The sequence below is a fragment of the Streptomyces spirodelae genome (assembly GCF_017676385.1).
GTDB classification, from domain to species: domain Bacteria; phylum Actinomycetota; class Actinomycetes; order Streptomycetales; family Streptomycetaceae; genus Streptomyces; species Streptomyces spirodelae.
Genome location: NZ_JAFFZN010000015.1, coordinates 23,037 through 48,983, shown reverse-complemented (window position 1 = coordinate 48,983; position 25,947 = coordinate 23,037). Strand labels below are relative to the sequence as shown.

At 70.3% G+C, this 25,947-nt stretch carries 25 protein-coding genes and 2 tRNA genes; 15 read left to right on the top strand and 12 right to left on the bottom strand.

The window, feature by feature from the left end; translation table 11 throughout:
- Nucleotides 1-1,425, top strand: coding sequence for a hypothetical protein (locus tag JW592_RS17370; protein WP_209266038.1), 1,425 nt, complete (start codon nt 1-3; stop codon nt 1,423-1,425).
- A 54-nt stretch (nt 1,426-1,479) separates the two neighbouring features.
- On the opposite strand, the gene JW592_RS17365 is transcribed toward JW592_RS17370, so the two are convergent.
- Nucleotides 1,480-2,709 (bottom strand): serine/threonine protein kinase, encoded by a 1,230-nt coding sequence (locus JW592_RS17365; RefSeq protein ID WP_209266037.1) that lies wholly within the window; start codon nt 2,707-2,709, stop codon nt 1,480-1,482.
- A gap of 22 nt (nt 2,710-2,731) precedes the next feature.
- The gene (locus JW592_RS17360) at nt 2,732-3,283 is read right to left on the bottom strand and encodes a helix-turn-helix domain-containing protein (protein WP_209266036.1); all 552 of its coding nucleotides are present in this window, start codon (nt 3,281-3,283) and stop codon (nt 2,732-2,734) included.
- Between the two features lie 130 nt (nt 3,284-3,413).
- Between JW592_RS17360 and JW592_RS17355 the strand changes: the two genes are divergently transcribed.
- Nucleotides 3,414-3,486 (top strand) — tRNA-Ala (locus tag JW592_RS17355).
- Between the two features lie 102 nt (nt 3,487-3,588).
- On the opposite strand, the gene JW592_RS17350 is transcribed toward JW592_RS17355, so the two are convergent.
- Entirely contained in the window at nt 3,589-5,700 is a 2,112-nt protein-coding gene (locus tag JW592_RS17350) for an ATP-binding protein (RefSeq protein ID WP_209266035.1), read from the bottom strand.
- Nucleotides 5,701-5,949: 249 nt separating this feature from the next.
- On the opposite strand from JW592_RS17350, the gene JW592_RS17345 reads away from it, so the two are divergent.
- A complete protein-coding gene (locus JW592_RS17345; protein ID WP_209266034.1) occupies nt 5,950-6,435 on the top strand; it encodes an STAS domain-containing protein in 486 nt (161 codons plus the stop codon).
- Nucleotides 6,436-6,487: 52 nt separating this feature from the next.
- Here JW592_RS17345 and JW592_RS17340 read toward each other — a convergent pair whose 3' ends face one another.
- Complete coding sequence (locus JW592_RS17340) at nt 6,488-7,294, bottom strand: DUF5324 family protein (RefSeq protein WP_209266033.1); 807 nt, start codon at nt 7,292-7,294, stop codon at nt 6,488-6,490.
- A gap of 214 nt (nt 7,295-7,508) precedes the next feature.
- Here JW592_RS17340 and JW592_RS17335 point away from each other — a divergent pair, with 214 nt between their 5' ends.
- Nucleotides 7,509-8,042 carry a peptidylprolyl isomerase gene (locus JW592_RS17335; RefSeq protein WP_209266032.1) on the top strand — a complete coding sequence of 178 codons (534 nt, stop codon included), beginning with the start codon at nt 7,509-7,511 and terminating at the stop codon, nt 8,040-8,042.
- Between the two features lie 130 nt (nt 8,043-8,172).
- Complete coding sequence (locus tag JW592_RS17330; protein ID WP_372446530.1) at nt 8,173-9,066, top strand: rhomboid family intramembrane serine protease; 894 nt, start codon at nt 8,173-8,175, stop codon at nt 9,064-9,066.
- 311 nt (nt 9,067-9,377) lie between these two features.
- Here JW592_RS17330 and crgA read toward each other — a convergent pair whose 3' ends face one another.
- The gene (gene crgA / locus JW592_RS17325; RefSeq protein ID WP_209266030.1) at nt 9,378-9,641 is read right to left on the bottom strand and encodes a cell division protein CrgA; all 264 of its coding nucleotides are present in this window, start codon (nt 9,639-9,641) and stop codon (nt 9,378-9,380) included.
- Between the two features lie 102 nt (nt 9,642-9,743).
- Between crgA and JW592_RS17320 the strand changes: the two genes are divergently transcribed.
- The 6 genes from JW592_RS17320 (at nt 9,744) to JW592_RS17295 (ending at nt 14,513) form a co-directional block, all read left to right on the top strand.
- Nucleotides 9,744-10,481, top strand: a complete 738-nt coding sequence (locus JW592_RS17320) for a DUF881 domain-containing protein (RefSeq protein ID WP_209266029.1) — start codon at nt 9,744-9,746, stop codon at nt 10,479-10,481.
- Nucleotides 10,482-10,507: 26 nt separating this feature from the next.
- Nucleotides 10,508-11,305 (top strand): class E sortase, encoded by a 798-nt coding sequence (locus JW592_RS17315; RefSeq protein WP_209266028.1) that lies wholly within the window; start codon nt 10,508-10,510, stop codon nt 11,303-11,305.
- Between the two features lie 106 nt (nt 11,306-11,411).
- Complete coding sequence (locus JW592_RS17310) at nt 11,412-11,627, top strand: hypothetical protein (protein WP_209266027.1); 216 nt, start codon at nt 11,412-11,414, stop codon at nt 11,625-11,627.
- Nucleotides 11,624-12,295: an aminodeoxychorismate/anthranilate synthase component II gene (locus JW592_RS17305; RefSeq protein WP_209266026.1), complete on the top strand. Its 672-nt coding sequence runs from the start codon at nt 11,624-11,626 to the stop codon at nt 12,293-12,295. Before JW592_RS17310 ends, JW592_RS17305 begins: the two co-directional genes overlap by 4 nt.
- The gene (locus tag JW592_RS17300; protein ID WP_209266025.1) at nt 12,292-13,575 is read left to right on the top strand and encodes a class E sortase; all 1,284 of its coding nucleotides are present in this window, start codon (nt 12,292-12,294) and stop codon (nt 13,573-13,575) included. The genes JW592_RS17305 and JW592_RS17300 overlap by 4 nt, the downstream gene beginning before the upstream one ends.
- Nucleotides 13,576-13,811: 236 nt before the next feature.
- The gene (locus tag JW592_RS17295) at nt 13,812-14,513 is read left to right on the top strand and encodes a class E sortase (RefSeq protein ID WP_209266144.1); all 702 of its coding nucleotides are present in this window, start codon (nt 13,812-13,814) and stop codon (nt 14,511-14,513) included.
- Nucleotides 14,514-14,635: 122 nt separating this feature from the next.
- On the opposite strand, the gene pknB is transcribed toward JW592_RS17295, so the two are convergent.
- The 6 genes from pknB to JW592_RS17265 form a co-directional block, all read right to left on the bottom strand.
- The gene (gene pknB / locus JW592_RS17290) at nt 14,636-16,624 is read right to left on the bottom strand and encodes a Stk1 family PASTA domain-containing Ser/Thr kinase (protein WP_209266024.1); all 1,989 of its coding nucleotides are present in this window, start codon (nt 16,622-16,624) and stop codon (nt 14,636-14,638) included.
- Nucleotides 16,625-16,805: 181 nt separating this feature from the next.
- Nucleotides 16,806-18,290, bottom strand: a complete 1,485-nt coding sequence (locus tag JW592_RS17285; protein WP_209266023.1) for a peptidoglycan D,D-transpeptidase FtsI family protein — start codon at nt 18,288-18,290, stop codon at nt 16,806-16,808.
- Nucleotides 18,287-19,726, bottom strand: coding sequence for an FtsW/RodA/SpoVE family cell cycle protein (locus JW592_RS17280; protein ID WP_209266022.1), 1,440 nt, complete (start codon nt 19,724-19,726; stop codon nt 18,287-18,289). The genes JW592_RS17285 and JW592_RS17280 overlap by 4 nt, the downstream gene beginning before the upstream one ends.
- Nucleotides 19,727-19,742: 16 nt before the next feature.
- Nucleotides 19,743-21,446, bottom strand: coding sequence for a Stp1/IreP family PP2C-type Ser/Thr phosphatase (locus tag JW592_RS17275; protein WP_209266021.1), 1,704 nt, complete (start codon nt 21,444-21,446; stop codon nt 19,743-19,745).
- Between the two features lie 21 nt (nt 21,447-21,467).
- Complete coding sequence (locus tag JW592_RS17270) at nt 21,468-21,977, bottom strand: FHA domain-containing protein FhaB/FipA (RefSeq protein ID WP_209266020.1); 510 nt, start codon at nt 21,975-21,977, stop codon at nt 21,468-21,470.
- A gap of 10 nt (nt 21,978-21,987) precedes the next feature.
- Nucleotides 21,988-22,809 carry an FHA domain-containing protein gene (locus JW592_RS17265; RefSeq protein ID WP_209266019.1) on the bottom strand — a complete coding sequence of 274 codons (822 nt, stop codon included), beginning with the start codon at nt 22,807-22,809 and terminating at the stop codon, nt 21,988-21,990.
- Between the two features lie 414 nt (nt 22,810-23,223).
- Between JW592_RS17265 and JW592_RS17260 the strand changes: the two genes are divergently transcribed.
- Nucleotides 23,224-23,307 (top strand) — tRNA-Leu (locus JW592_RS17260).
- A gap of 110 nt (nt 23,308-23,417) precedes the next feature.
- Here JW592_RS17260 and JW592_RS17255 read toward each other — a convergent pair.
- Entirely contained in the window at nt 23,418-24,074 is a 657-nt protein-coding gene (locus tag JW592_RS17255) for an FMN-dependent NADH-azoreductase (RefSeq protein ID WP_209266018.1), read from the bottom strand.
- Nucleotides 24,075-24,180: 106 nt separating this feature from the next.
- Here JW592_RS17255 and JW592_RS17250 point away from each other — a divergent pair, with 106 nt between their 5' ends.
- The 3 genes from JW592_RS17250 to JW592_RS17240 all read left to right on the top strand — a co-directional run bounded on the left by JW592_RS17250 (nt 24,181) and on the right by JW592_RS17240 (nt 25,893).
- Entirely contained in the window at nt 24,181-24,594 is a 414-nt protein-coding gene (locus JW592_RS17250) for a winged helix-turn-helix transcriptional regulator (protein ID WP_229376250.1), read from the top strand.
- Nucleotides 24,595-24,727: 133 nt separating this feature from the next.
- Entirely contained in the window at nt 24,728-25,549 is an 822-nt protein-coding gene (locus JW592_RS17245; RefSeq protein WP_209266017.1) for a J domain-containing protein, read from the top strand.
- A complete protein-coding gene (locus JW592_RS17240; RefSeq protein WP_209266016.1) occupies nt 25,546-25,893 on the top strand; it encodes a rhodanese-like domain-containing protein in 348 nt (115 codons plus the stop codon). The genes JW592_RS17245 and JW592_RS17240 overlap by 4 nt, the downstream gene beginning before the upstream one ends.
- Nucleotides 25,894-25,947 lie beyond the last annotated feature (54 nt).

Below are 25,947 nucleotides of genomic sequence, written 5' to 3'. Positions count from 1 at the left end.
GTGACCAGCCCGACCGGGGTGACCGGTCCGGCCGTTCCGACCGGCGCGACCGGGCTCGACCGCCGGTTCAGGAGGCGCGCCGGCGCGGTGGCGGCCGCCCTGTGCGCGACCGCCGTGGCGCTGGGCACCTGCGCACCGGGCGCCTGGGCGGCGAACGGCGGGCCGTCGGGCGACCCGCGCACCTACCGGACGGCAGAGGACGCCGAGAAGGTCACCGGCAGCTCCAGCAGCGCGGACGCACCCGAACTGACATCCGGGCTGTTCACCGACCGGATCAAGCCGGGTGAGGAGAAGTACTACGCGCTCGACCTGGACGCCAGGTCCGACGTACACATCACCGCGACCGGTGTCCCGGACCCCGGCACCAGGATCACCTACCAGGACGGCCTCCAGGTGACGCTGCAGAACACCGACGGCGACACCTGCGACCAGGGCGACACCAAGGGCAGCGGCGCCACCGCCTTCCCGCTCTCCGCCTACGCCTCCCGACTGATGGGCGATCCCGACGACGAGGCATGCCGCGTCAAGGGGCCCTACCTGGTGCACATCGTCCGCGAAGAGGGCGACAACTCCGACCCCAGCTCCTGGCCGCTGGAGCTGTCGGTGATGGAGGAGCCCGGTCTCAAGGGCGCCATACCCGCGCCCCGCCCGGGCGCCGAGGAGGAGACCGACGAGAACAACACCCGTCCTGCGCCGCCCTCGGGTCCGGCGAAGACCCGCAAGGGCGGCACCGGCTTCAACGACGCGCGAGCCGTGGGCGACGGCGTCTGGAAGGACCGCCTCCGGCCGGGCGAGACCCGCTATTTCCGGGTGCCGGTCGACTGGGGCCAGCGGCTGTACGCGCGCATGGAGGTGCCCAACGCGGCGCGCGAGGCCAAGGCCGGCAGCTCCTTCCTGCCGCACGGCTTCCGGATGAACGTCTACAACCCGGCGCGGGCGCCGCTCTACGACGAGCAGGTCAAGAGCTACAACGGGGACGGCGCCAAGTTCGACCACTACAGCAACCCCGTCCGCTACGAGAACCGCTTCCTCGACAGGGACTCGGTCTCCGGCACCCGCTTCGCCGGCTGGTACTACGTGGCCGTCACCGTCGGCCCCGACATGGTCCAGCAGTTCCCCGACGGCACGCCCGTCACGCTGCGGATCGGCGTCGAGGGCCACGCGAAGGCGTCACCCTCCTACGCCGGTGACGCCCGGACCGCCGGGTTCGGGGTCGACGACCAGGACCGCGAAATGGCGGAGAAGGGGCTGACCGAAGCCGAGGCCGACAGCAACGCGACCCTGCGGACATTCGGCTGGGCCGGAGTCGGTGCGGGGTCCGCGCTGTTGCTCGTCCTCGCGGTGTGGCTGCTCACGGCCCGCCGCAGGGCAGCTGCTGCCGCACCGCAGGGTTGGCCACCGCACCCTCCTTACACCCACGGCTAGGACCCGTTCCGTCAGGGGTGCCCGGGCTGCCACCCGCCGGGCAGCCCTGGTCGGCTAAGCCGTGACGGTGAGGGCCCAGATGCCGGCGGCGAGGCAGGCGAGGGCTACCAGCAGCATCGGTACGGCGACCTTCGCCGGGGGCCCGGGTTTGCGCGCCGGAGCCGGAACCGGAACCGGCGGCTCCGCCATGGGCTGGTACGCGGAGTACACCTGAGGCTGCACGGGCGTCGGCATCGGCGTCGGCATCGGCGTCGGTGCGGACACCGGGGGCTGAAGCGGGAAGGTCCCGGTGGACGCCTCCGGAGCCACAGCAGCCGCAGTCGCCACAGGAGCAGCCGCAGTCGCCACAGGAGCAGTGGTCGGGCTCACCTCAGCCGCGTCCGGGTCCGCAGGGGCCCCGCCGTCCAGTGGACCCTCGGGGCCGAACCCCTCCGGCAGCGGCCCCAGGTGGTCGAACACCTCGACCGTCTCCTGCTCCACGGTCGCGTCCTGGTCCAGCAACTCGACCGCACCGGCCAGCGCCTTGCGGGCACCCGTAGCGGTGCGGAACCGCAGGCCGGGATCGGGCTGCAGCAACTGCCCCAGCACCTGCCACAGCGGCTCGGGCACCCCCTCGGGGGCCGCGGGCATGCCGTGCTCGTACTGCTCGAACAGGTCCTGCGAGTCCGGCTTCCGCCCGGTGAGCAGATAGAGCGCCACCAGCCCGACCGCGTACAGGTCGGAGGGGAAGTCGGCCTCGGCCTCCAGCATCTGCTCGGGCGCGAAGTAGCCGGGCGTACCGACGACGTAGTTGGTCTCGGTCAGCCGGGGCTCGCCCTTGCGCATGGAGATGCCGAAGTCGGACAGCCGCAGGTGCGGCCGGCCGGTTCCGGTGGGCTCCAGCAGGATGTTCGCGGGTTTGATGTCCCGGTGCACCACGTCCTCGGCGTGCACCGCGGCCAGCCCGGAGAGCAGCTGGTCGAGCAAGGTGCACACGAAAGTGGGGGGCAAAGGCCCGTAGTCGCCCACGAGATGGGCCAGCGAGCCGCCCCTGACCAGGTCCATGGTGAACAGGACCTTCTCGTCGTCGGCGGCCCAGCTGGTGGGGGCCAGCACATGCGGGTGGTCGATGCGCAGGGACTGCTCGCGGACGAAGCGCAGCAGGGTGTGGGCGTCGGACTGCTGGAGCACCTTGGCGGCCACATACCGCTTGCGCCGGTGGTCCCAGGCGCGCCAGACCATGCCGACACCGCCGCGGCCGATCGGATCGACCAGCTCGTACCTGCCGGCGAAGACCTCTCCCATGGTGGTGCGCCTGCTTCCGTTCTCAGCTCTGATGCGCCTCGTAGTGCTTGACGGCGTCCGCGGTGCGGCCCGCCCCGTAGACCCGGAGGAACTCTGCCAGCTCCGGGTGCGAGGGGGCGAGCGCGTTCGACGCCTCGATGATGTCCGCGGCGTCCGAGACCGAGCGCAGCAGGGCCTGGATCTCCCGTACGACGCGCTTCACGGGGGTCTGGGAGGCGCCGGAGGAGGACGTCTGGGTGGTGTTGTGGAGCACGCTGCCGCCCGCTGTACGGCGGATCTCGTCCATCCGGCTGGTCGCGTCGGCCGCGCTGACGTCGCCGCGCGCCACCTCGGCCGCCAGCTCCTGGAGGGCCTGGACGCGCTGGACGACGGCCGGGTTCCCAATCTTTGCCCGCTGCCCGCTCATGAGCTGCGAAAGCATAGGGGCGGACAGTCCGAGCACCGTCGCGAGGCGCGCCTGGTTGAGTCCCAGGTCCTCGATCAGACGGCGGAAGAGAGTCCCCAACGGCTCGCCGTACCACTGACTCTGGAGCTCGCGCGCCTTCGCTGTCGGGTCCTGTGCTGCTGCGTCCATGGCGTCTCCCCTGGGCTGCCCTGTTTCACTTCGCTCGCGCGAACTTGCCGTGCATCCTACGGACGGTGACAGGGGCGGGGCGATACCCGGTCGGAATTCGCCCGCAGGAGCCGGTACCCTGGTGCGCGACGGGGCCATAGCTCAGTTGGTAGAGCGCTGTCTTTGCATGGCAGATGTCAGGGGTTCGACTCCCCTTGGCTCCACACCGGACGAGGCCGACGGGATCCGCGCAGAGGGGCGGGTCGCTTCGGCCTCGTCGTCGTTGCGGCCCGAGGCCGCCCGGTCCGTGCCCTTCTCGGGCAGGTTCACAGGCCGGGTTCCGGGTCCGGGTGGGTGGCCCAGGCCAGGACCTGGTCACGGTCGGCGTGCAGGGCTCTGCGGAAGAGGGCCTCGTACGCGGTGTCGCCGAGCTCGGTACGGGCCCTGGCCTGGCCCTCGTCGCGCAGGGGTGCCACCTCGGGGGTGCCGCGTTGCGGGTGCCCGACCATGTCCCAGTGCTGCGCTCCGGCGCCGTAGGCGAGCGCGGCGAGTTCGGGCCTGCCCTGCTGGGCCCAGGCGGTGGCCAGCAGCTCCAGGCCGAGCGCGATGCCGAAGCGGTCGCCGATGCGGCGCTTGGCGTCGAGCATGTCCCGTGCGTGGGAGCCGGCCGCGCCCGCGCGGTTCTCGAACAGCGCGATCAGAGCGAGCTGGTAGTCGGTGTAGGAGCGGGTCCAGAACTCGCCGAGGTGCACGCACTCCTCGCGCAGCGTCTCGGCCTCGCGGCGGGCTTCTTTGAGGCGGCCGGCGCCGGTGAGCGCGAAGACCCGCACGAGCCGGCACAGTGTGCTGCCGAAGGCCGGGCCGGGCGTCGCACGGGTGTCCCGCAGTGCCGCGTCGGCCGCGGCCAGCGCGGCCAGTGGGCGCCCGGTGAACAGCGCGGCGAGACCCTCCAGGTAGGCGGCCTGGCGCAGCCCTTCCTCGTCCCGGGTGGCGAGGGCCGCCTGCCGGGTCAGTTCGGCGAAGGTGTGGCCCGCTTCGTGGTCGCCCTGCAGCAGCCGGGCCAGCCCCAGCGTCCACAGGCCCTGGGTGCGCGCACCGCTCGGCCCGTCGGTGCAGGCCAGGGCCAGCTCCAGGTAGTGGTGGGTCTCGTAGAGGTGGCCGCAGCACACCCAGAAGAACGCCACGTTCCCGGCCAGCTCCAGGGCCGCGGCCGGGTCGGAGTCCAGCAGGAAGCGGAGCGCCTCGCGCACGTCGTGGTAGAGCTCCTCCATCCGCTCGTACCACGTCTGCTGGCGCGCGCCGAGCCATTCGGCGCGGGCCTTCCGGGAGAGTTCGACGACGGCTGCGGCGTGCCGTGCCGCGACCTGGTGGCTCTCGCCCAGCTCCCGCAGCCACATCCGGCCGTACTCGCGGATGGTGTCCAGCAGCCGGTAGCTCCCGTCCTCGGCCGTCACGACGGACTTGTGCACCAGTCCGGCGAGGGCGGAGCGCAGCTCGTCCCCGGTCAACGGACCACCTGTGCACACCTGTTCGGCCAGTGCGGCGTCGAAGGCGGCGGGGAAGACGGTCAGCCGGGCCCACAGCAGCCGTTCCGTGGGGCGGCACAGCTCGTGGCTCCAGCCCACCGCGGTGCGTACGGCGCTGTGCCGGGCGGGGCGGCGGGGGTTGTCGCAGGGGCCGAGGTGCCCGGGGTCGTCGGGCAGGTCCAGGCCGGAGCGGATGCGGTCGGCCGTCTCGGCCAGCGTGTGGTGGCGCAGCTGGGCGGCGGCCAGTTCCAGTGCGAGCGGGACCCCGTCCAGGCGGGTGCACAGCTGGGTGGCCAGCCGCCGGTCAGCGAGGGCGTGCAGCGGTCTGCCGACGGCTTCGGCGCGCTGACGGAAGAGGGTCACCCCCTCGGTGGCGGGCGCGAGCGGCGGTACGGGGAGCACGGCCTCGCGTACGGCGCCCAGCGGCTGTCTGCTGGTCGCCAGCACGGTGAGGTTGGGGCAGGCGGTCAGCAGCTCGCCGACGAGGTGACAGCAGTACGGCACGAGGTGTTCGCACGAGTCGAGCGCCAGGAGCACGGTGCGGTCCGCGACCCAGCCGCACAGGGCGTCCAGCGGTATGCGGGGGCTGTGGTCGAAGATCCCGAGGGCGTCGGCGACGGTGGCGGCGAGCAGTTCGTCAGTGCGCAGCGGCCACAGGTCGGCCCAGTAGAGGGTTCCGGTCTCCTCGCGGGGTGCCGCCCCGGGGCGGGGTTGCGGGACGTGCTTGCCGGGCGGTTTGTGCAGTGAGTGCAGTGTGTGCAGTGCGTGCAGGGCGAGTCTGGACTTCCCCACTCCGGCGCCGCCCACGAGGGTGATCAGCCGTTGCTCCCTGAGCGCGGCGGTCAGCTGTGCAAGCTCGGCCGCCCTGCCGACGAAGGAGGTTGTCTCCTCAGGGATGTTCTGCTGCTGCACAGGTTCAGTCTTCCTGCCCGAGTGCCCCGCAGTCCGCCACTTTCGGGTTTCTCCTGGATGAGCTTGGATGAGGCCCGATGGGGAGAACTCGTGAGAGTGAGGCGCCAACTCGCAAGCGGAGTTGGGGTTTTACACTCGTTCGAGTGACGATGCAGGGGTGGCGCAGCGCCACCCCCACAGGTCCTGCCTATGCTTACGGGCCGATTTCCCCGGACTCCTACGGTCACAAGGTCATACGTGAGGGCACCGATGGCACCGCACCCGGACGAGAGCGGCCGCAGGCTGTCCTCCACCGAACGAGAGGAGCCCCGCGCGATCGGGGAGGAGCCCTGGGCCGACGAGCAGGAGGGCTCTGCAGGGACCGAGCAGGAGGGCCCTGCGGGGACGGTGCTGACCCGCGCCGAGCCTGGCCGTACGGTCGTCGAACTGCACGGCGAGATCGACCTCGCGGTGGTGCTCGAAACCACGCCCCAGCTCTACGCGCTGACCACGGCGCCCGCCCCGCGACTGGTCGCCGACCTGCGGCCCGTCACCTTCATCGACTGCAGCGGGCTCGCACTCCTGGTCGACATCCGCTCCCGGGTGCTGGCCAGCGGTGGCAGTTTCACACTGGTGTGCGTAGACCACCGGGTGCTGCGCCTGCTGCGGATCACCGGGCTGGACGACGTACTCGTCGCTGTGCCGTCCCTGGAGGAGGGGGCGCATGAGCACACCGGGAGGGGGCGGGAGAGCTGAGTCTCCCGCCCCCTCCCGTCACCGGTGTGCGCCCCGCGCGCCCGCCCGGCGGTCACTTCTTGGGGCGGCCCCCGTTCCCGGAGGCCCCGGAATTCCCGGAGCTCTCGGCGCTACCGGAGCCGCCGGTGCCGCCGGACTCCGCGTCGTCCTGCTTGGCCCTCACCTCGGGGTCGAGCTCGGCGTCGAGCGCGGAGTCGCCGCCCTCGACGGGCGAGCCGTTCACGCTGGCGAGCGACCCCCGGTCGCCGACCTCCGTGGCGGCCGGCGGCTCGACCAGCCAGTCCGGGTTCGCCTGCCTGTCCCACCAGCGCCAGGCCGCGTAAGCGCCGCCGGCGACCAGCCCGACCAGGCCGGCCCGCCAGAGGAACCGGCCCGCGCGGGAGCGCCTGCGGCGGCGGCGCGAGAGCTTCTCGATCTCCTTGACGGACACCTGGCCGCGCAGCGCGGCCACGGCAGCGGCACCGCGCTGCGCCGCTTCCTCGCGGGCGGGCCCCGCGGCCGCGCGGGCCTCCGTCATGGCGCTCTCGATCCGCGGTCCCGCGTAGGCGGCGGCCTTCCGCGCGGCCTTGCGGGTCTGCTCGGCGGCACGTCCTGCGGCCACCTCGACCTCGGAAGGGAGGGTGTCGCGAGCCCGCGCGACCCGGGGGCCGACGTAGTGCTCGTATCCTTCGCGGGCGGAGTGGCGGGCCTGCTCGGCGGCCTTGGAGACCTTCGGCCCGAGCCGCGCACTCGCCTCATACGCGTAGCGCGCCGCGGTGTCCTTGGCCTGGCCCGCATGGGGCCTCACCACCTCCGCAGCGTGGCGCACGCTCTCCTTGGCGGTGCCGGTCGCAGCGCGCACGCTTTCCTTGGCGGTCACGGTTCCTCCTCCTCGGTGGCTCATGACTCAGGGCAGTCGCTCCGCCGGCCCTTTTCGACAGCGGAGGACAGGAAGTCGTTTTTCCACCTGTTTCGAAGATCATGCCTGCCCGTGCTCTGCCCGGCATCTCCCGGTCGGGCATCCGGGTCAGCCACTGCCCCCAGCGTCCGTGGGAGGATCGGGGCAGTCAATGCAGACAGATGGAAGGTAGATCGTGGCCGAGCAACTCCACGCCACCCTGAAGACCAACCACGGCGACATCCGCGTTCAGCTCTTCCCGAACCACGCGCCGAAGACGGTCAAGAACTTCGTCGAGCTCGCCGAGGGCTCCCGCGAATGGACGCACCCGGAGACGGGGCAGAAGACCACCGCGAAGCTGTACGACGGCACCGTCTTCCACCGGGTGATCAGTGGCTTCATGATCCAGGGCGGGGACCCGCTGGGCAACGGCACCGGCGGCCCCGGTTACGAGTTCGGTGACGAGATCCACCCCGACCTCGCTTTCACCAGGCCGTACCTGCTGGCCATGGCCAACGCGGGCCCCGGCACCAACGGCTCGCAGTTCTTCGTCACCGTCGGCGCCACCAACTGGCTGACGGGCAAGCACACCATCTTCGGCGAGGTCGCGGACAAGAGCAGTCAGGAGGTCGTCGACGCGATCAGCGGTACGCAGACCAACCCGCGCACCGACCGTCCGCTGCAGGACGTGGTGCTGGAGTCGGTTGTCATCGAGCGGCAGCAGGCATAGCCGACCGGCAGCGCGAGCGAGCCGAGGGGAGCGCCGGGCGGCCGCGGGCCGACGGCGGGAACCGCACGCCCCACCCGTCCGTATTCTCGGCGGGTGGGGCTGATGCGTACGGGACACTGGAGGGGTGAGCGTGGAGCAGGACGGACAACCCGGGGGCGGGGCCGAAGGGCGGGCGCCGAGACACTGCTACCGGCACCCCGACCGGGAGACGGGCATTTCGTGTACGCGTTGCGAGCGGCCCATCTGCCCTGAGTGCATGGTGCCGGCGTCCGTCGGATTCCAGTGCCCCGAGTGCGTACGGTCCGGATCGGGCACCGGACACCGGCCGGGTGCCAATCGGCCGAGGACGGTAGCGGGCGGGCGGGTCACCGCGGACCCGCGGCTCGTCACCAAGGCGCTGCTGGGTGTGAACGTCGCCGTCTTCATCGCGGTGCTCGCGGTCGGCGACCGGCTGCTGGACCAGCTGCTGCTGTTCGGGCAGGCGGTGACCGAGCCGTACGGTCCGCTGGAGGGCGTCGCGGAGGGGCAGTGGTACCGCCTGCTGACCTCGATGTTCCTGCACCAGGAGATCTGGCACATCGCGATGAACATGCTCGGCCTGTGGTTCCTGGGCCCGCCCCTTGAGGCGGCGCTGGGCCGGGTGCGGTTCCTGGGCCTGTATCTGGTCTCCGGGCTCGCCGGCGGCGCGCTCACCTTTCTGGTGGCGGCACCGCAGCAGGCGTCACTGGGCGCTTCGGGTGCGATCTTCGGCCTCTTCGGGGCGATGGCCGTGCTGATGCGGCGGCTGCGCTACGACATGCGGCCGATCCTGATCCTGCTGGCGATCAATCTGGTCTTCACCTTCACCTGGAAGAACATCGCCTGGGAGGCGCACGTCGGCGGGTTGGTGGCCGGCCTGCTGCTGGCCTGGGCCCTGGTGCACGCGCCCCGCGAGAGGCGGGCGCTGGTGCAGTACGGCGCCTTCGCACTGATGATCGCGGTGATCGTGGTGCTGCTGGTGGTGCGGACGCTCCAGCTCGGCTGACTGGGCCGGCTCGGCTGACTGGGCCGGCTCGGCTGAGACCGCCCGTGCCCGGTGGACAACCGGGCGCGGAGCCGCCCTTCTGGAGCTCGGAAGGGGGTCCGTCGCCGAGTTGTCCACAGCGGGTACGGAATCTTGTGCATGGCGTGGTCCGTCCGGGGGCACCTTCGCTCAGGTGTGCGTTTCCCTTGTGATTCCTCGCCCGACCAGGGCTCCCCGCACCGGCCGTGCGGTCACACCGGCGTCAACGCGCCGAAAGTTATCCACAGATCTTGTGAGTTTTCCAAGGCTGTGGATCAGCCTGTGGATAACTCTTATTTCCACTGGGTGGAGACGACGAAGCCGGTCGCGATGAAGCCGAACCCGACCACGATGTTCCAGTCGCCCAGCGACTCGACCGGAAGCGTCGTGTCTGTGACATAGAACACCACGATCCAGGCGAGACCGATGCCGAACATCGCCAGCATCAGGGGCGCCACCCAGCGGCGGCCACCGCCCCCGCGCAGATCGATCTGGGTGGCCTTCTTCTCCGGCGGGGGTGTGAAGTCCGCTTTCTTCCGGGTACGTGACTTCGGCACGAGAGTCTCTCCTGTCGATGCTCTGCTGACCGCCGTACGGCCCACTGGGACGGTGGTCCGTTAGCGTAGTGCTTTCCCAGGGCGGAGGGAGACAAGGGTACGGTGACCAGATCGTTGATCCGGCCTGCACGGCTGGCCGCCATAGGCGTCTTCGCCCTCGCGGGTCTCATCTTCTGGGTCAGCTTCAACACGGCGCAAGGGACGAACATCCGCAGCGACGGTTCCATGCTGCGGCTCTCCGACCTCATCCAGGAACGCAGCAGACAGAACGAAGAGCTCGACAGCCAGGCCGCGGCAATGCGCCGGCAGGTCGACAAGCTCGCCCGGCGGGACGACGGCAGCGGCCGCGACCAGGACCGCAGGCTCGGCAGCCTGGAGAAGCTGGCCGGCCTCAAGAAGCTCTCAGGGCAGGGCCTGACCGTCACCCTCGACGACGCCCCCAGCAACGCGACCGCCAAGGTCCCCGGGCTCCCCGACCCCGAACCCAACGACCTGGTCATCCACCAGCAGGACCTGCAAGCCGTCGTCAACGCGCTCTGGCGGGGCGGGGCCAAGGGCATCAAGGTGATGGACCAGCGGCTGATCTCCACCAGCGCCGTGCGCTGCGTGGGCAACACCCTCATCCTGCAGGGCCGCGTCTACTCACCGCCCTACAAGGTCACTGCCGTCGGTGACCGGGAGAAGCTGCGCACCGCGCTCGACAAGGCACCCGCCATCCAGAACTACCTGGAGTACGTGGACGCCTACGGCCTCGGCTGGAAAGTCGAGGAGCACGAGGCGCTGACTCTTCCCGGCTACTCCGGCACAGTGGATCTCCGGCAGGCCAAGCCCCTGGAGTGACCGTGACTGTGCGGGAGTGAGACGGCGTGGCGTTACGAGCGGTCGTACGAAGCCTCAGCGAGCTGTGCATCACCGTCGGCCTGATCATCGTCCTCTTCGTCGTCCACCTCCTCTACTGGACGGGGCTGCGCGCCGACAGCGCCGCCGACGACGAGATCGCCAGGCTCCAGAAGAAGTGGTCGTCCGGGCCGGTGCGCGGAGCCGGCGGGGAGTCCGCAGGAAAGGGCCCAGGCCGCGGCAGCGGCGACGACGGACGGCCCCGCGGCGGCGACGGCACGTCCGGTGGTGACCGCGCCAGGACCGGGAACCGGGCCGGAAAGGCGTCGCCGGGCGGCTACCGGGACGGCACCTCCTTCGCCGTGATGTACATCCCCCGCTTCGGCCGCGACTGGTCCCGGCCCGTGCTGGAGAACACCCGCGCAGAGACCCTGCGCAAGGGCCTCGGCCACTACACACGTACCGCGGCGCTCGGGCAGCGCGGCAACTTCGCCGTCGCGGGCCACCGCCGCACCTATGGCGACCCTTTCAAGGACTTCCCCCGGCTGCGCACCGGCGACCATGTGTACATCACGGACGGCGACACCTGGTACACCTACACACTCACGCGGCGGCCCTACCGCACGCTGCCCGGCGACACCGGAGTGCTGGACTCCGTTCCCGCGCCGCTGGACAAGTCCGCCGCTCCCTTCGACCGGCCCGGCCGGTACCTCACCCTGACGACCTGTGATCCGGAGTGGGGCAGCAGCCACCGGCTGATCGCCTGGGCGCGGCTGGACGCCACCCGCCCTGCGACCGCGGGAAAGCCGGCCGCGCTCACCCGCTGACGCCCCGCTCACCGGCTGACGCCGTACTCTGACGCCGTACTCTTGGGTGTGCCGAACGGCACGCGTGCCCGGTGTGGCGCAGGAGGAGAGAGGACGGCATCGCGGGATGTACGGCTGGATCTGGCGGCATCTGCCGGGCAACGTGTACGTACGTGCACTGATTTCGGTGGTGCTGGTGGTCGGGGTTGTCTTTCTGCTGTTCCAGTACGTCTTCCCGTGGGCGGAACCGCTGCTGCCGTTCAACGACGTGACGGTGGACGGCGCGGCCGGAAGCGCCGGTCCCGCGGGTTCCGCCGCTGAGATCGCCGGGGGTGTGGCGTGAGCGCCCGCATTCTGGTCGTGGACAACTACGACAGCTTCGTCTTCAACCTCGTCCAGTACCTCTACCAGCTCGGCGCCACCTGCGAGGTGGTACGCAACGACGAGGTCGAACCGCGCCACGCGGAGGAGAGCTTCGACGGCGTCCTCCTCTCCCCCGGCCCCGGGGCGCCCGAGGAAGCCGGGGTCTGCATCAGCATGGTGCGGCACTGCGCGGCCCGCGAGATCCCCGTCTTCGGCGTCTGTCTGGGCATGCAGTCGATGGCGGTCGCCTACGGCGGGGTCGTCGGCCGGGCCCCCGAGCTGCTGCACGGCAAGACCTCCGTCGTCTCGCACGAGGGCGCGGGTGTATTCGCCGGACTGCCCTCGCCGTTCACCGCCACGCGCTACCACTCGCTGGCCGTACGCGGCACGCTGCCCGACGAACTGGAGGTCACCGCCTGGACGGCGCCCGGCGGCGAATCAGTCGACGGCGCCGACCTGGTGATGGGGCTGCGCCACCGCGAGCTGCCCGTCGAGGGAGTCCAGTTCCACCCCGAGTCCGTACTCACCGAGGGCGGTCACCGGATGCTGGCCAACTGGCTGGTGCGGTGCGGGGACACCGGAGCCGTGGAGCGCTCCGCGGGGCTGGAGGTGCCGCGCGGCGCCGGGCTGGGGACGGTCACCGGGTGACCACGGGCCACGGTGACGGCAGGGGGGCGCAGGGCCACTCGTACGGCGCCGGGAACGACCCGGAATACGACCCCTACCGCGCGGCCGTCGACGCCCTCGCCGATCCGCTCAACGATCCGCTACCGGGCCAGCGCCCGCCCGAGCCCCCACCGCAGCCGGACCCTCCAGCGGCCGCTGAGGGGGCGTACGGGGCCGAGGGCGGCCAGGCGGCCGCCTGGTACGCGGCACAGCCGCAGCCGCGGCCTCAGCCGTCGGCAACGCCTCCGCCGACGGCGACCCGGGCGCCGACCCCGGCGCCGGGGCCGGCGCCGACACCGACACCGACACCGACGCCGTACGAGCCGCACGGTCGGTCGGCCGAGCCGCCCCAGCAGCCGGTGCGGCCGCAGCAGTTCGGGACGGGGCCGCAACAGGGGCGCGGACGGGCCGAGGCGGAGGACCGCAGCACGGTGGGGCTGCGGCGGCCGAGCCCGCAGGAGCTGTCGCTGGGCGGAGCGGTCGACGCTCCCGCGGGCCTTCCCCGGATCGAACGCCCGCCCGGCCCCTCGCGATTGGAAGCCCGCAGGGCGGCCCGGGCGCTGCGTCCGGGGCCCGGAATCATCGCCAGCCGCGCCATCGGTGAGGTGTTCATCACCTGTGGCGTACTGATGCTGCTCTTCGTCGCCTATCAGCTGTGGTGGACCAACGTGCTCGCCGACCAGCAGGCCGGCGGCGCCACCAACAGGCTGCAGAAGCAGTGGGACGAGCACAAGCCCGGCGACGGTGTCGACCCCGAACGCAAGGCGGGCGCCTTCAAGCCCGGCGAGGGGTTCGCGATCATCCACATCCCGAAGATCGACATCACCGCACCCATCGCCCAGGGCATCTCCAAGACGAAGGTGCTCGACAGGGGCATGGTCGGCCACTACGACGAGAAACCGCTGAAGACGGCGATGCCCTGGGACAAGAAGGGCAACTTCGCACTGGCCGGCCACCGCAACACCCACGGTGAACCGTTCCGCTACATCAACAGGCTGGAGGCGGGGGACGAGGTCGTGGTGGAGACGCAGTCGAAGTTCTACACGTACAAGGTGACGCGGCAGCTCCCCTCCACCTCGCCGTCCGATACGGGAGTGATCGACCCGGTTCCGCCCAAGTCCGGTTTCACGAAGCCCGGTCGCTATATCACACTGACCACCTGCACGCCGGAATTCACCTCGAAGTACCGTCTGATCGTCTGGGGCAAAATGGTGGACGAACGTCCGCGCAGCAAGGGCAAGCCGGACGCGCTCGTCGACTGACACCGGCGGGCGGAAGCCCGGCGTGGCGACCAGCGAGACAGCGGCGGAGGCGGCAACAAGTGAGCGAGGCCAAGCGGGACGCTTCCGCGAAGAAAGCCGCACGGGACGAGTCGGCCCCCGAGTCGGCCCCCGAGACGGATGCGGACGCCGCGTCGGACGAGGCCCCGGCAGCAGACGACGCCGCAGACGTTGCAGTCTCCGAAGACGCCGAAGACGCCGCAGCCGAGCCAGAGCCGGTGGCCCGGACCGAGGGCCGGGCCGAGGCGCGGCGGGGACCGATAGCCGTGGCTGTCGGTGTTCTCGGGGAACTCCTCATCACCGCCGGGCTGGTGCTCGCGCTGTTCGTCGTCTACTCGCTCTGGTGGACGAACGTCCTCGCCGACCGGCAGGCGAAGAAGGAGAGCGACAAGGTCCGCGAGCACTGGGCGGCTGACCGGGGCCCGGGGAACCTCGACACCCGGGACGGCCTCGGCTTCCTGCATGTGCCGTCGATGTCGTCCGACGACATACTGGTCAAGAAGGGCACCGATCCCAAGGAGTTGAACCAGGGGGTGGCGGGCTACTACACCGAGCCCGTCAAGTCGGCGCTGCCGTTCGACCAGTCGGGTAACTTCGCCCTCGCCGCGCACCGGGACGGGCACGGGGCGAAGTTCCACAACATCCACAAGATCGACGAGGGCGATCCGGTCGTCTTCGAGACCAAGAACACCTGGTACGTGTACAAGGTGTTCAAGACCCTGCCGCAGACGTCGAAGTACAACGTCGACGTGCTGGACCCGATCCCCAAGGGCACGGGCAAGAAGGAGCGGGGCCGCTACATCACCCTCACGACGTGCACGCCGGTCTACACCTCGAAGTACCGCTACATCGTCTGGGGCGAGCTCGTCCGCACTCAGGACGTCGACGAGGACCGCACACCCCCCGCGGAGCTCCGCTGATCCGCCCCTTCCTCTGCCTCTGCCCCTGCTGAGCCGAGGCCGAGACCAGCTCCGAGGCCGAGACGAACGCCGAGGCCGCCGGGCGCAGTGCCCGGCGGCCTCGGCTCACCGCTGTGTGTCCGTCAGTGGCGGAGGCCGCCGAAGAAGCCGCCGTCGTCGCCTCCGTCGCCTCCGTCACCCCCGTCGCCGCCGCCCGGACCGCCGGGGCGGGTGATGATGTCCACCTTGTCGCCCTTCTTGCCCTGGGTGTTGGGCGGGGGCGTGGTGGTGACCACCACCGCGTCGCCGCCCTGGGGGCCCTGGACGGTGCCGACGGTGAACCCGGCTTCCTGGAGGGCCTTCCTGGCGTCCTTGAGCTTCTGGTTGGTGACGTCGGGGACGGTGGCCGGCTGGTCGGCGGGTGCCTTGGCGACGGTCAGGGTGATGGTCGTGCCCTCGGGCTGCTTCCCCTGACCGGGGTCCTGTTTGAGCACCTCGCCCGCCGGCTTGGTCTCGTCGTCCTGTTCGGTCTTGGAGACCTTGAAGCCGAGCGCTTCGAGCTGGGTCTTGGCCTGGTCGAAGGGCTTGCCCACGACATTGGGCACGGTGGGCCGGGACTCGGTGGCCACGGTCACCGTCACCGTGGAGCCCTTCTTGGCCTTCTGGCCCTGGCCGGGGTCCTGGCTGAGGACCGTACCCGCCTGCTGGTCCTCGGACTCCTGCTGCTTCTTGGCGACCTTGAAGCCGGCCTCGTTGAGCTTCTGCTTGGCGTCCGCGTAGACGTCACCGATGACGCCGGGGACGCTGCGCGGCGCCTTGTCCCGCGGCCCCTTGGACATGACCAGCGTGACGGTGCTGTCGGGCTCGACGCTCTCCCCGACCCCCGGGTCCGTCTTGCAGACGGTGCCCTTCTTCTCGTCGCAGAAGACGCTGTCGCCCTTGTCGGCCTTCAGCCCTGAGTTGCCGAGCTGATCCTCGGCCTCCGAGGCCGACAGCCCCTTGACGTTGGGTACGTCGACGTTGTTGCTGGGCGAGTCGAGCAGCGCCTTGCCCACGAAGATCGCACCGACGAGCACCAGGATGACGGCGAGCGCCAGCAGGATCGTGGAGAGCGGGTTCTTGCTCTTGCGGCGGCTGCGCTGATCGTCGTAATAGCCGCCGTCCTCCGCGCGCATCGGGGGCAGCATGGAGGTCTGCGGTTCCTGGGCGCGCAGCGCGGTGGTGGGCTGGTCCTCGGGGTAGCCGCCGGCGCCCATGGGCGCCGCGACGGGCTGGCCGTCGAGGCACGCCTCGATGTCGGCGCGCATCTCGTCGGCGCTCTGGTACCGGTAGTCCGGGTCCTTGACGAGGGCCTTCATCACGATCGCGTCCATGGTGGGCGAGATCTCGGGGTCGAAGGCGCTGGGCGGCTGCGGCTCTTCCCGTACGTGCTGGTAGGCGACGGCGACCGGGGAGTCGCCGACGAACGGCGGGCGTACGGTCAGCAGTTCGTACAGCAGGCAGCCGGTGGAGTACAGGTCGGAGCGGGAGTCGACGGTCTCGCCCTTGGCCTGCTCGGGGGAGAGGTACTGGGCCGTGCCGATCACGGCGGCCGTCTGCGTCATCGTCATGCCGGAATCGCCCATGGCGCGCGCGATGCCGAAGTCCATGACCTTGACCTGGCCGGTGCGCGTGAGCATGACGTTGGCGGGCTTGATGTCCCGGTGGACGATGCCGTTGCGGTGGCTGTACTCCAGCGCCTGGAGGATGCCGACGCACATCTCCATGGCCCGCTCGGGCAGCAGCTTGCGCCCGGAGTGCAGCAGCTCACGCAGCGTGGAGCCGTCCACGTACTCCATGACGATGTACGGGATGGAGACACCGGAGCCCCCGGAGCCGCCGTCGTACACCAGGTCCTCGCCAGTGTCGTACACCGCGACGATCGCCGGGTGGTTGAGCGAGGCGGCCGACTGGGCTTCACGGCGGAAGCGGGCCTGGAACGACGGATCGCGGGCGAGGTCGACGCGGAGCGTCTTGACCGCGACCGTGCGGCCCAGCCGGGTGTCCTGGGCGAGGTATACCTCGGCCATGCCTCCGCGGCCGAGCACCGAGCCCAGCTCGTACCGGCCGCCTAGGCGACGCGGCTCTTCCATAGTCTCCAGCCCTCTCCGGTCTTCCGTGCTGCGGTGTCCGGAACTCCCCCGGCCTCCGGCCGGGTGGTGCCCCAAGGCTTGCGACACGGCGGTGTGCTGCTCGGCATACGGTACCCGCCACTGGGAGCGTGCCTGCTGTGGCCATGGTGACCGGGCTCACCTCACGCTGCGCCGGGGTGCGTCACTTCTTCCCGTCGAGGACGGCCTCCATCACGCTCTTCGCGATGGGGGCTGCCAGCCTGCCGCCCGCGATGTCGTCGCGGAGTGTGTCGGAACTCTCCACCACCACAGCGACGGCGACGGGAGATCCGTCACTCGTCTTCGCATACGAGATGAACCAAGCGTACGGATTGTCCTTGTTGTTCTCGCCGTGCTGGGCGGTACCGGTCTTGCCACCGACGGTGACGCCGGGGATCTGCCCGGACTTACCGGTGCCGTCCTTGACGACGGTCTCCATGGCCGCCTGGAGCTTCTGCGCGTTCTCCGCCGAGACGGGCTGGCTCAGCTCCTCCGGCTTGGTCTGCTCGACCACGTTCAGGTTCGGCGCGACGAGCTGGTCCACCATGTAGGGCTTCATCAGCTTGCCGTCGTTGGCCACGGCCGCGGCCACCATCGCCATCTGGAGCGGGGTGGCGCGGTTGGAAGCCTGGCCGATGCCCGCCATGGCGTTCTGCGGCCGGTTGTCCTCGGGGTAGATGCTCTTGGCCGGACGCACCGGGGTGTCCAGGTCCGGGTCCAGGGTGCCGCCCTTGACGTCCTTCTCGAAGCCGAACTTCTCGGCCATCTTGATCATCTCGTCGTTGCCGAGCTTGTCGCTCATCTTGGCGAAGACGGTGTTGCAGGACCACTGGAGCGCCACCCGGACCGAGGCGTTCTTGCAGGCCGGGTTGTTCCCCTCGTTGCCCAGGTCCTTGGTGGACTGCGGCAGCCGGTACGGGTCCTCGGAGTCGGTCTTGGAGTCGAGGTCGTACTTGCCGGACTCCAGCCCTGCCGCCGCGGTGACGACCTTGAACGTCGAACCGGGCGGGTAGGTCTGCCGCAGCGCCCGGTTGAGCATCGGCTGGTCCTCGTCGTCGTCCAGCTTCTTGAACCGCTTGCTGTCCTTGGAGCTGACGCCCGCGAAGGTGGACGGGTCGTAAGAGGGCTTGTTGGCCAGCGCGAGGATGGCGCCGGTCTTCGGGTTGATCGCGGCGACCGCGCCCTTCTTGTCACCGAGGCCGTCGTAGGCGGCCTTCTGCGCCTTGGCGTCGAGCGTCGTGACGACGTTGCCGCCCTTCTGCGGCTTGCCGGTGATCATGTCGATGGTGCGGTTGAAGAACAGCCGGTCGTCGTCGCCCGTCAGGAACGGGTCGTACAGCTTCTCCAACTGGTTGGCGCCGACCGCCTGGGAGGCGTATCCGGTGACCGGCGACCACAACTTGCCGTTCTTGTAGGTGCGCTTGTACTTGAAGTCGGTGCCATTGACGACCGTGGAGCCGGTGACCGCCTTGCCGTCGACGATGATGTTGCCGCGCGGCTGGGCGTAGCGCGCGATGTCGACGCGTCTGTTCTTCGGGTCGGTCTTGAGCTCATCGGCCTGGACGAACTGCAGCCAGTTGCTTCTGACGAGCAGGGCCAGGACGAGCAGACCACAGAAGATCGCGATTCGGCGCAGGGGCTTGTTCACGGTCGGACCACCTGGGTCATCTCGGCGTCGGGTGAGGGGGCGGGTGCGGGCGCCGGGCGGCGGGCGGTGTCGCTGATCCTGAGCAGAATGCCGATCAGGGCCCAGTTGGCGAGCACGGAGGAGCCACCGGAGGCCAGGAACGGCATCGTCATACCGGTCAGCGGAATCAGGCCCATCACACCGCCGGCGACGACGAACACCTGGAGTCCGAAGGCTCCGGAGAGGCCGACGGCCAGCAGCTTGCCGAACGGGTCACGCGCCGCGAGCGCCGTACGCACGCCGCGCTCGACGATCAGTCCGTAGAGGAGCAGGACCGCCATCACACCGGTCAGTCCGAGTTCCTCGCCGACCGTGGCGAGGATGAAGTCCGAGTTGGCGGCAAAGCCGATCAGGTCCGAATTGCCCTGCCCCCAGCCGGTACCGAGCACCCCGCCGGAGCCGAACGCCCACAGGGCTTCCATGGCCTGTTCCGAATTGCCGGCGATGCCCTGCCGGGCCTTGAGGTACGTGTCCATCGGGTCGAGCCATGCCTGGACGCGCTGTTGCACGTGCGGTTCGAAGGTGGCCACAGCCGTCGCGCCGCCGGCCGACAGGAGCAGACCGAAGACGATCCAGCTGGTGCGCTCGGTGGCGACATACAGCATGATCACGAAGAGGCCGAAGAAGAGCAGCGAGGTGCCCAGGTCGGTCTCGAAGACCAGGATCATCAGGCTCAGCGCCCAGATGACGAGGATCGGCCCCAGGTCACGGCCGCGCGGCAGATACATCCCCATGAAGCGCCGTGAGGCCAGCGCCAGCGCGTCCCGTTTCACCATCAGGTAGCCGGCGAAGAAGACCGCGAGGATGATCTTCACGAACTCGCCAGGCTGGAGGTTGATGAAGCCCAGGTCCACCCAGATCCTGGCGCCGTTGCGTGCCGGGAAGAACATGGGAAGGACCAGCAGCACCAGGCCGACAGCCATGGAGATGTAGGTGTAGCGCTGCAGCACCCGGTGGTCCTTGAGGAACATCAGGATCGCCACGAACAGCGCCAGCCCGATCGCCGAGTAGAGCAACTGCTTGGGGGCGTCCGGGCTGAACGCGCCGAACGCGGCCTTGGCGCGCTGCTGCAGCCGCTCCGACTGGTCCAGCCGCCAGATCAGTACCAGGCCCAAGCCGTTGAGCAGGGTGGCCAGCGGCAGCAGCAGCGGGTCGGCATACGGCGCGTACCGGCGTACCACCAGGTGGCCGACCCCCGCCAGCAGCAGCATCCCGCAGCCGTAACCGAGCATGCCCGAGGGCAGCTTGTCGTCGAGGGCCAGTCCCACGTTGGCGTACGCGAAGACCGGGACGAACACCGCGAAGGCGAGCAGCGCCAGCTCGGTGTTGCGGCGGCTCGGCAGTCCGCCCGAGGAGACGGTGGTGTTACTGCCCGTGGTGGTGGTGAGGTTGCTCATTGCCTTGTGCCGCCCCCTACGGCCCGGTGCACTGCTTGGCCAGCTCCTGCTGCTTCTCGGTGAGCTCGGGGCTCGGCGAGGGAGTGCTGGAGGCGGTGTCAGTGGTGTCGTTGGTGGAGCCGGAGGTGAAGGCGGTGTGGGTCACCGTGCCCACACCGGTGTTGGCCTCACCGACGCCGGCGGTACCCGTGCCCGTACCGGCGGTGCCGGTGCCGGTGCCGCCGCTGGTGGCCGTGTCGCCTGGCGTGTTCTGCTCGTCCTTGCGCTGCTTCTCGGAGTCCTTGTCCCCGCCCCCGGAGCCCTTGTCGCCCTTGCCGGAGTCCTTGGGCTTCTTCTTCTCCTCGGCGACGATCTTGCAGACCTCGGCCTGGTCGCTCAGCTCGTCCAGCTTGGCGCGGGCCTCGCTCCGGCTGCCCATCGCGATCGTGTCGCGCAGCTCCTTGCGCTGCCAGCCGGCGAGGTACTTGAGTTCGATCTCGGGGTGGTCCTGCTCGACCTTGTGCAGCTTGACGCCGGCCAGCTCCTGGTTGATGCCGCGGTAGAGGGCGACGTGGTCCTCGTTGGCGCCGACGTAGAACTGCGTCTGCGTCCACCGGTAGCCGCCGTACAGGCCGCCGCCGGCCACGGCCAGCGCGAGCGCGATCCACAGCGAGCGCTTGAGCCACCTGCCCTTGCCCTTGCGGGGCTTGCTGAAGTCCGTTTCGGCGTAGGGACCGAACGCTCCCGGGGGCGGGGCCGACGGGTCGGCGGTCGGCGGGCCGAACCCCTCGGGCGCTCCGGCCTGTCCCTGCTGCGGGACTCCGCCGCCGCGCCCCAGTTCGGCGGCGCGGGCCGCCGGGGTGCTGCGCGCCGCGCCGTCGCCGCCCAGCGGCTGCTGGCTCTCGGCGACCGCGCCGACGATGACGGGGGTGTCGTTGAGCTGGCCGTGCAGGGTGTCCTCGGGCCCGAGGGAGTCGACATCCAGCACATCGGCGACGATGCAGGTGATGTTGTCGGGGCCGCCGCCGCGCAGCGCGAGCTGGATCAGCTCCTGCACGGTGTCCTGCGGGCCGTGGTAGCCGGCCAGCGTCTCCTCGATCGTCTGGTGCGAGACGACCGCCGAGAGCCCGTCCGAGCACAGCAGGTAGCGGTCGCCTGCGCGCACCTCGCGGATCGACAGGTCCGGCTCCACATGGTCGCCGCTGCCCAGCGCCCGCATCAGCAGCGAGCGCTGCGGGTGTGTGGTGGCCTCTTCCTCGGTGATCCGGCCCTCGTCCACCAGCCGCTGCACCCAGGTGTGGTCCTGGGTGATCTGCGTGAGCTGGCCGTCCCGCAGCAGGTAGGCGCGCGAGTCGCCGACGTGGACGAGGCCGAGCCGCTGGCCCGTCCACAGCAGCGCGGTCAGGGTGGTACCCATGCCTTCCAGCTGCGGGTCCTCCTCGACCATGACGCGCAGCTGGTCGTTGGCGCGCTGCACCGTCGTACCGAGCGAGGTGAGGATGTCCGAGCCGGGGATGTCCTCGTCGAGCTGGACCATGGCGGAGATCACCTCGGAGGAGGCGACCTCGCCGGCGGCCTGGCCGCCCATGCCGTCGGCGACCGCGAGCAGCCGTGGACCGGCGTAACCGGAGTCCTCGTTGTGCTCGCGGATCATGCCGTCGTGTGATCCGGCGGCAAAGCGCAGTGACAGGCTCATGCGCACCTCGCCCGTCGGCTCCGGGTACATCCGCACGGTGCCCACCCTCCGGTCGTCATGTCGGTACTACTTCCGCAGCTCGATGACCGTCTTGCCGATACGGATCGGCGCTTCGAGCGGGATCGGCGTCGGTGTGGTGAGCCGGGTCCGATCGAGATAGGTGCCGTTGGTCGACCCGAGATCCTCGACGATCCACTTTCCGTCACGGTCCGGGTAGATCCTGGCATGCCGACTGGACGCGTAGTCGTCGTCCAGCACGATCGTGGAGTCGTGCGCGCGGCCCAGGGTGATGGTCTGGCCCTGGAGGGCCACGGTGGTGCCGGTGAGCGACCCCTCGGTGACGACCAGCTTGGTGGGTGCGTTCCGTCCGCGTCCGCGCCTGCCGCCGCCCTGCGGGGGCTGCTGGGGCTGGGCCCGCTGCTGCGGGGGGCGCTGCGCTTCGGCGCGCCGGGCGGTGCGCTGCGTCACCCTGGTGCCGAACAGGTCACTCCTGATGACCTGGATGGACACGATGACGAACAGCCACAGTACGGCCAGAAACCCCAACCGCATGACCGTGAGGGTCAGCTCTGACATTGCCCCCGCTTCACCCTTCGGCTTGCCGGTAAATGATCGTGGTACTGCCCACGACAACGCGTGAGCCGTCGCGGAGCGTAGCGCGCGTGGTGTGCTGTCCGTCTACCACGATCCCGTTTGTGGAGCCCAGATCCTGGATCGAGGAGGGGTTTCCCGCGCGGATCTCGCAGTGACGGCGCGAGACCCCGGGGTCGTCGATCCGCACATCGGCCTCCGTGCTGCGGCCGAGCACCAGGGTCGGGCCCGAGATCTGGTGGCGGTTGCCGTTGATCTCGACCCAGCGCCGGGTCTCGGTGCCCGGCAGCGGGCCCGCCGAGCCCGCGGGGCCCGGCGCGTAGGACGGCGGGGCCGTGGGGGCGGGCGGTGCGGTGGCGGGGCGCGGAGGGTATCCGGCGCCGCCGTGCCCGGCGCCGGCCTGGGCCGCGCCGCCGCGCTGCGGGGGCTGCTGCTGGGAGGTGCTGGAGGCCAGGGTGCGGCTGCGTACCCGGTAGAGGCCGGTGTCGAGGTCGTCGGCCTTCTCCAGATGGACCTTGATCGGGCCCATGAACGTGTAGCGCTGCTGCTTGGCGTAGTCCCGCACCATGCTGGCGAGTTCATCGCCGAGCTGACCCGAGTAGGGGCTGAGCCGCTCGTAGTCCGGCGGGCTGAGTTCGACGACGAAGTCGTTGGGGACGACCGTCCGCTCGCGGTTCCAGATCGTCGCGTTGTTGTCGCACTCCCGCTGGAGGGCGCCCGCGATCTCCACGGGTTGCACCTCGGACTTGAACACCTTCGCGAAGGTGCCGTTCACGAGTCCCTCGAGTCGCTGCTCGAACCGCTTCAGTACTCCCACGACGCACCTCCTTCCCAGATGTTCTCCGGCCTAGTGCCTGCTTCGTGCCTGGCGCCTTGCTGCGTATCCGCCTCGTACCTGCTTCCCAGTGTCCTCGGGATCAGGGCACGACGCTTCCGCGGTACTGCTTACTGATCGTATCCACGCGCGGGGAAATCGACTGGTTCCCCACCGGGGCCCGGTGCTCAAGTGTTGCCCCTCACAGTGGTCCGCGCGTGCCCCCGCCCACAGTCGCTCGTACCGCTCTACACCCTCGCATGGATAGTAGAGCGCGCGCGCTGGGTCTCGCACCGAGTGTCCTTCGGAGCCGGTCGCGGGGAGGGTCGGAATACGGATGTGAGTCCACCCCCGGCAGCGTGCTAATCTTCTGGATGTCGGCAGGCGCCCGCACCGGGCGAGGCGACAACACCCAATGCGCGGGTGGCGGAATAGGCAGACGCGCTGGATTCAGGTTCCAGTGTCCGAAAGGACGTGGGGGTTCAACTCCCCCCTCGCGCACAGAGAAGAAGGCCCTCACCGGAGTCCGGTGGGGGCCTTCTTCGTATCCGCTTCGTATCCGCTTCGGGGCCGCTTCGGGGCCGCTTCCGGGATTCTTCCGGGGTGGCGGCTCAGGCGGCGAGCCGGGCCGCCAGCGCCTTGCCGCAGGACTCGGCCGCCTCGTGGGCCTTGGCGCGGGAGTCCTTGGCCGCCTCGATCAGGTGCTCCATGCCGGGCGTCGACTCGGCCAGGGTGAGCTCCGGCACGATGAAATCGAGGTCCAGCCCGAAGCCGCCCTCGCCCAGCACCTTCTCCAGGTAGGGCAGGACGAACTCGAAGCTCTCGCGCGGCGTGCCCGGACCGTAGCCGCCGCCGCGGCTGGCGACCACCGTGGCCGGCTTTCCGGCCGCCGACGGGCTCTCCGTACCGCTGGTGCGACCCATGATGATCACGTGGTCGAGCCATGCCTTGAGGGTCGAGGGAATTGTGTAGTTGTACATCGGGGCGCCGATCAGCACGGCGTCCGCCTGCTCCAGCTCGGTGGCCAACTGGTCGCGCAGTGCGAAGGCCGCGGCCTGCTCGGGTGTGTGGTTCTGCGGCGGTATGAAGCCGGCCACCGCTCCCACGCTCTCCAGATGCGGAATCGGGTCGGCGTTCAGGTCGCGGTAGATGACCTTTCCGTCCGGGTGCTGGGCCTCCCAGGCCGCACGGAAGGAGGCGGTGACGGAACGGGAGACGGAGGCGCCGTCGGGGTGGACGGAGGTGTCGATGTGCAGAAGGGTGGCCATGGGGCTCCTAATGTTTCGTAAGGTGTCGATCTTTCCGACGGAACTAGTTGTACCACAGCTACTTACTTTTCTGCACCTACTTGCCCGATGGCAGTATCCTGGAGTCATGTCAGAGCTTGGAGAGAGGCGCGACCCACCGCCGGAGGGCGCCCCCGTGGCCGTTCCCGCCGCTTCGGCCTGCACCGAGCCGGAGAGCGCCATCACGCGCGTCTTCCACTTGCTCGGCAAGCGCTGGACGGGGCTGATCCTGGCCGCTCTGATGAGTGGGCCGGGTCACTTCGCCGAGCTGCGCCGCGCGGTTCCGGGCATCAGCGAGCGGATGCTCTCCGACCGGCTGACCGAGCTGGCCGCGATGGGCCTGGTCTCCCGGTCCGTCGAGGAGGGCCCGCCCCTGCGGGTCAGCTACCGCCTCACCGACTCGGGACACGCCCTGAGGCCCGCCATGATCGAGCTCACCCGCTGGGCGGACGGCCACCTTCCGGAGTCCGGCGCCCGGTGCCCGGAGGCGTTTCGGGAGTGACGGTGCCGCAGTGCCGGTGGCGGATCGATGTGCGGGCAGTGCCGTAGGTTTCGGGGCTCACCGTGGGTGCTCGGGGGGCGCCAGGAGGCGATCCGGGGCCGAGCCCGGGCGCGGCGGTCGTAGGGTGGTGGCGATGAACGCCAACTCCTCAGCCAAGGCGAGCGAAGAACCCGGTACCGAGCGCTTGGAGAAGGCGGTGCGGGCCGCCGAGACCGCGCTGATCGAGTACGAGATCGCGGTCGAGACCTTCCGGGTCGAGGTGGAGAACTTCTCCCGGCTGCACCACCAGCGGCTCGGCCCTGTCTACGCCCGGCTGGACGAGCTGGACGCACAGATCGCCGAGGCGATCGCGGCCCGCACCGGCGACCCCGAGGACATCCGCAAGGCCGACGCGGCGCGCGGTGCCGTGCTGCCGATGCCGAAGGTCGATGAGCTCTTCTTCGGCTGGATCGACTCGGACGGCATGCTCCCCGAGGCCCAGGCCATGCTCAACGAGCAGTCCGTCAGCCCGCCGAGCCGGGTACGGCCCAGCGAGGAGGCCCGCAAGGCTTACCGGGACCTGGTACGCAAGGCACACCCCGACCTCGCCCAGGACGACGCGGAACGCGAGCGTCGGGAGGCGTTCCTCGTGCGGGTGAACAAGGCGTACGCGGACGGTGACGCGCCCGCGCTCGCCGCGCTCGCCGAGGAGTGGGAAGCGGGCCCGCTGCCCGAACCCGTGGCCGAACTGCTGCGCAGCGAAGAGCTGTACGCGCGGCTGGAATGGCTGGCGCAGCGCAAGGAGATGCTCGCCGAGATGGCCGCTGAGCTGGAAGAGAGCGCGATCGGGGCCATGCTGAAACTGGCGCCCGACGACCCCGACGCACTGCTGGAAGAGATCGCCGAGCAACTGCTCGGGCAGGTGGCCGAGCGCGAGCGCGAGCTCGCCCGGCTGAGAGAGGGAGAGCAGGAATGAACGCCCTTCCCGGGCAGGTGCCGCAGACCGACGCCGCCTCCGTACCGGCCGACGCGCTGCTGTTGGACGTCCGCGAGGACGACGAATGGGCCGCCGGACGCGCCCCCGGCGCGCTGCACATCCCGATGAGCGACTTCGTCGCGCGCCAGGGCGAGCTGACCGAACGGCTGGGCGAGGGTGAGCGCGTCTACGTCGTCTGCCGGGTCGGCGGCCGCTCGGCACAGGTCGCCGCCTACCTCGCCCAGCAGGGCGTGGACGCGGTCAACGTCGACGGCGGCATGCTGGCCTGGCACGCCGCGGGGCGCCCCCTGGAGGGGGACGCGGACCCGGCCTTCGTGCACTAGGGCTTCTTGGTCCGGGCAGAGGGGGTGCCCCTGTCCCTGTCCCTGCCCCTGTCC